This is a genomic window from Bacillus sp. AP50, assembly GCF_040492675.1.
In the GTDB taxonomy this organism is placed as follows: Bacteria; Bacillota; Bacilli; order Bacillales; family Bacillaceae_G; genus Bacillus_A; species Bacillus_A cereus.
The window spans coordinates 1-3,753 of the sequence record NZ_JBEUTW010000424.1 but is presented as its reverse complement, the minus strand read 5'-3'; the positions used below and the strand labels follow the sequence as shown (position 1 = coordinate 3,753).

Below are 3,753 nucleotides of genomic sequence, written 5' to 3'. Positions count from 1 at the left end.
CTATTATTATTTGTAGTGTATTGATGCTATTTATTAATGTTATATACGGCAATGTTTTGAATGTAAAATGGTTAAATAAAAAATTAGGCTCTTTTGGTGAATATGGGGCTATTATCGCTGCTTCATTATGGTTTTTACGCCATATATGGGTGTTTTTAAAGAAGAAAAATATACAAGGATTTAAAAAAGTTAAAGAAGTGTATCTATTTGCAAAAAAGTTTCATGTATTAATTGGATACGCTATAATAGCTGTTGCAATTACTCATGGTGTTTACTTTTTTATAAAAGGGAGTCCTCATATTTTACTCATATACAGTGGCATATTTTCTCTATTAGCCTTAATCGCACTAGGGGTTGTTGGGTTTTATTTACAGAAAATAAATAAGAAAGAAAAATTTATGATGTATAGAAAAGTGCATCAAATCATTGTAATTATATTTGGAATAGGATTATTTATTCATTTAATTGTCTAGGAGGAACTACCGTTGCAACACATTTTAATTATTGAGGATGAGGAAAGTTTAGCAGATTTTCTAGAATTAGAACTAAAATATGAAGGGTATAAAGTAGATATACAACTAGATGGAAGAAAAGGGTTAAGCGCAGCACTTGAAAAGAATTACGATCTCATTTTGCTTGATTTAATGCTGCCTGGATTAAATGGACTAGAGGTATGTCGTCGACTAAGAGCGACTAAAAATACACCTATTATTATGCTGACTGCTCGTGATAGTATTATGGACCGTGTGACAGGTTTAGATAGTGGAGCGGATGATTATCTTCCGAAACCATTTGCAATTGAAGAACTGTTAGCACGTATGAGAGTGATATTTAGAAGAGAAGAACATATTGAAAACAAGCAGGTTTCATTTCTTACATTCAAAGATTTGCAGCTTCAGATTGAATCTCGAACTATAACTAAAGGAAATGAAGAAATTGAACTTACAAATAAAGAATTCGAGTTATTGCTTATGTTTATGAAAAATATTAATCGCGTACTTACTCGTGATGTTTTACTGGACCAAGTATGGGGATATGATGCAATTGTTGAGACAAATATCGTTGATGTATATGTTCGTTATTTGCGAAACAAGTTACATAGTGTAGATAAGGAGGAGTATATCCAAACAGTCCGTGGTGCGGGATATATAATGAAATGATAAAAAATATTATGTTTCGAATTCGAAATCTACCTATAAAGTGGAAACTAACACTTTGGTCCACTACACTAGTATTTATTTTGTTCATCTTATATAGTGCTTTGCAGTTTATTGTAATCAATAAGTGGACTATAGATTATGAACAGAAACAAATAAATAGGCAAGTGACGGAAATAGCGGCATATTTCCAAGATAAAAATGATACCCTTTCGAGTAAAACATTTGAAAACAGTAAAGATTTTCTAAACAATATGATTGATAAGCATCAAATGATTCGTATTATTGACATGGATGGGGGGCCGATTATTACTGTTTCACGAGATTTTAATGAAACGTGGATAAAGCCGAAACAGGTTATAAAAGATGAGTCATTTATAAAAAGGCATTTAGAAGATCGAATATTAGTTAAGCGCATACCAATTAAAACGAAAGAGTTTACTGGCACTATTGAACTTACGAAAAACCTAGAGACATTTGATTATTTATTAAAAGTTATTTTAGTGGTAATGCTTATTGCTGGAATATTTGGATTGATATTTAGTTTTTTAGGTGGGATTCTTATAACGAAGAAACTATTATCAAGTGTTCAAAATATAACAGATACGATGAAACGTATTAAAAAGAATGGACTAAATGAACGGGTTCCAGTACGAGAAAATAATGATGAGCTTGCAAAATTATCATTTCTCTTTAACGAGATGATGGATGAAGTAGAAACTTCTTTTGCACAACAGAAACAGTTTGTCGAAGACGCATCTCATGAACTAAGAACACCGTTAACAATTATTCATGGTCACTTAGCGATGTTAAACCGATGGGGAAAAAATGATCCAGCAGTATTAGATAAATCTCTTCAATCTAGTTTAAAGGAAGTAGAGCGTTTAAATAAATTAGTTTCAGAATTGCTAGAACTATCAAGAGCTGAATCTGAACAAATGTATCCAATAGCAGCTGAGCCAGTCCATGTAAATAGCGTATTAAAACATGTTACACAAAACTTTATAGTAATTCAAAGTGATTTTCAATTTGATATGAAATTTTCGGATGATGCAGCTTATGTGTCAATGCCATCATCTTACTTAGAACAAATTATTATTATCATAATGGATAATGCAGTTAAGTATACAAAAGAGGTTAATAAATATATTTGCATAGAATCCAGTTTACAATCAGGGAAAGTTACAATTCGTGTAATAGATCATGGAACGGGAATACCTGAATCCGATTTACCATTTGTTCTTAATCGGTTTTACCGAGTTGACAAAGCGAGAAGTCGAAAACAAGGTGGAAACGGACTAGGTTTGTCTATTGCAAAACGACTTGTAGAAAAATATAACGGAGCTATTAAAATAGAGAGTAAAGAAAATGAAGAAACAATCGTTACGATTACATTACCATGTATAATAAAATAAGCCTTCAAAGAAGGGGTGCGTTTTGCATTCCTTCTTTTTTTACGATCAAATCATTTTGTTTATTTCGAAATTTCTAGTACATTAAAATTATTAAGGGGGAATAATAATGAAAGCTATCGTACATCAATATAAAACTGGGTTTGACGGTGTAGAATATAAAATATCACCTGAGAGAGCACTTAATGATGGGGAAGTTAAAGTGAAATTAAAATCAGCAGGCTTAAATCATCGGGATTTATTTATTATGAATAATAGAAAAGAAATGCAATTACCTTTAATCTTAGGATCAGATGGTGCAGGTATTGTTACGGAAATTGGAAACGGTGTTTCTGATAACATATTACATACAGAAGTTATTATTAATCCTAGTATTGGATGGGAACATGCTACTGAAGTACCGGAGTTACCGGAAGTGCTAGGTGGGCCGAAAGATGGAACGTTTGCTGAATATGTAATTGTACCAGTTGAAAATGTTGTAGAAAAGCCGTCATATCTTACTTGGGAAGAATCAGGTGTTTTATCTTTATCCGCATTAACTGCATATAGAGCGCTTTTTACTAAAGGTAGATTGAACCGCGGCGAACACGTTTTAATTCCGGGAATAGGCGGTGGTGTTGCTACATTTGCCATGTTATTCGCGAAAGCAATTGGCGCAAAAGTGAGTGTTACTTCAAGGGTAGAGAATAAAATGGAACTTGCTGCAAAATATGGTGCAGATATTTCTTTTCATAGTGCCGGAAATTGGGAAGAGAGCTTACAAGGTGAAAAAGTAGATTTAATAATAGATAGTATAGGTCCAGCAACTTTTTTGAAATATTTTGATGTATTAAAACCAAACGGAAGAATCGTGAATTTTGGTGCAAGCTCAGGAGATAAAATTGAATTACCATTACGCGCGCTATTTTACAATCAAATTGATATTATGGGAACATCCATGGGTAGCCGTGAGGAATTTAATGAGATGATAAAGTTTATAGAAAAACATCAAATTAAACCAATTATTGATAAAGTTTACTCGTTAGAAGAAGCAATTCGAGCACTAAGCCGTATGGAACATGGAGAACAATTTGGAAATATTGTACTTCAAATGAATTAAAAAATATGATTTTACAATTAGTATATTTAAATGAACATGTTATGTATTCCAAACATGAAAAAAATACGAATCGCCTTATTATAAA

At 32.2% G+C, this 3,753-nt stretch carries 4 protein-coding genes; all 4 read left to right on the top strand.

Features of this window, described 5'->3' with window-relative positions; genetic code table 11:
- The first annotated feature begins 2 nt into the window (after positions 1 to 2).
- The 4 genes from ABWK52_RS23920 to ABWK52_RS23905 all read left to right on the top strand — a co-directional run bounded on the left by ABWK52_RS23920 (position 3) and on the right by ABWK52_RS23905 (position 3,668).
- Positions 3 to 473: a hypothetical protein gene (locus tag ABWK52_RS23920; RefSeq protein ID WP_353772179.1), complete on the top strand. Its 471-nt coding sequence runs from the start codon at positions 3 to 5 to the stop codon at positions 471 to 473.
- Positions 474 to 485: 12 nt separating this feature from the next.
- Positions 486 to 1,160, top strand: a complete 675-nt coding sequence (locus tag ABWK52_RS23915) for a response regulator transcription factor (RefSeq protein WP_001163828.1) — start codon at positions 486 to 488, stop codon at positions 1,158 to 1,160.
- The gene (locus tag ABWK52_RS23910) at positions 1,157 to 2,572 is read left to right on the top strand and encodes a HAMP domain-containing sensor histidine kinase (RefSeq protein ID WP_097856703.1); all 1,416 of its coding nucleotides are present in this window, start codon (positions 1,157 to 1,159) and stop codon (positions 2,570 to 2,572) included. Before ABWK52_RS23915 ends, ABWK52_RS23910 begins: the two co-directional genes overlap by 4 nt.
- Positions 2,573 to 2,678: 106 nt before the next feature.
- A complete protein-coding gene (locus ABWK52_RS23905; RefSeq protein ID WP_097856704.1) occupies positions 2,679 to 3,668 on the top strand; it encodes a zinc-binding dehydrogenase in 990 nt (329 codons plus the stop codon).
- Positions 3,669 to 3,753 lie beyond the last annotated feature (85 nt).

Bases quoted from the DNA above. Each gene is read 5' to 3' on its own strand.
- ABWK52_RS23905 (WP_097856704.1), top strand. From the start codon at position 2,679: ATGAAAGCTATCGTACATCAATATAAAACTGGGTTTGACGGTGTAGAA.
- ABWK52_RS23910 (WP_097856703.1), top strand. From the start codon at position 1,157: ATGATAAAAAATATTATGTTTCGAATTCGAAATCTACCTATAAAGTGG.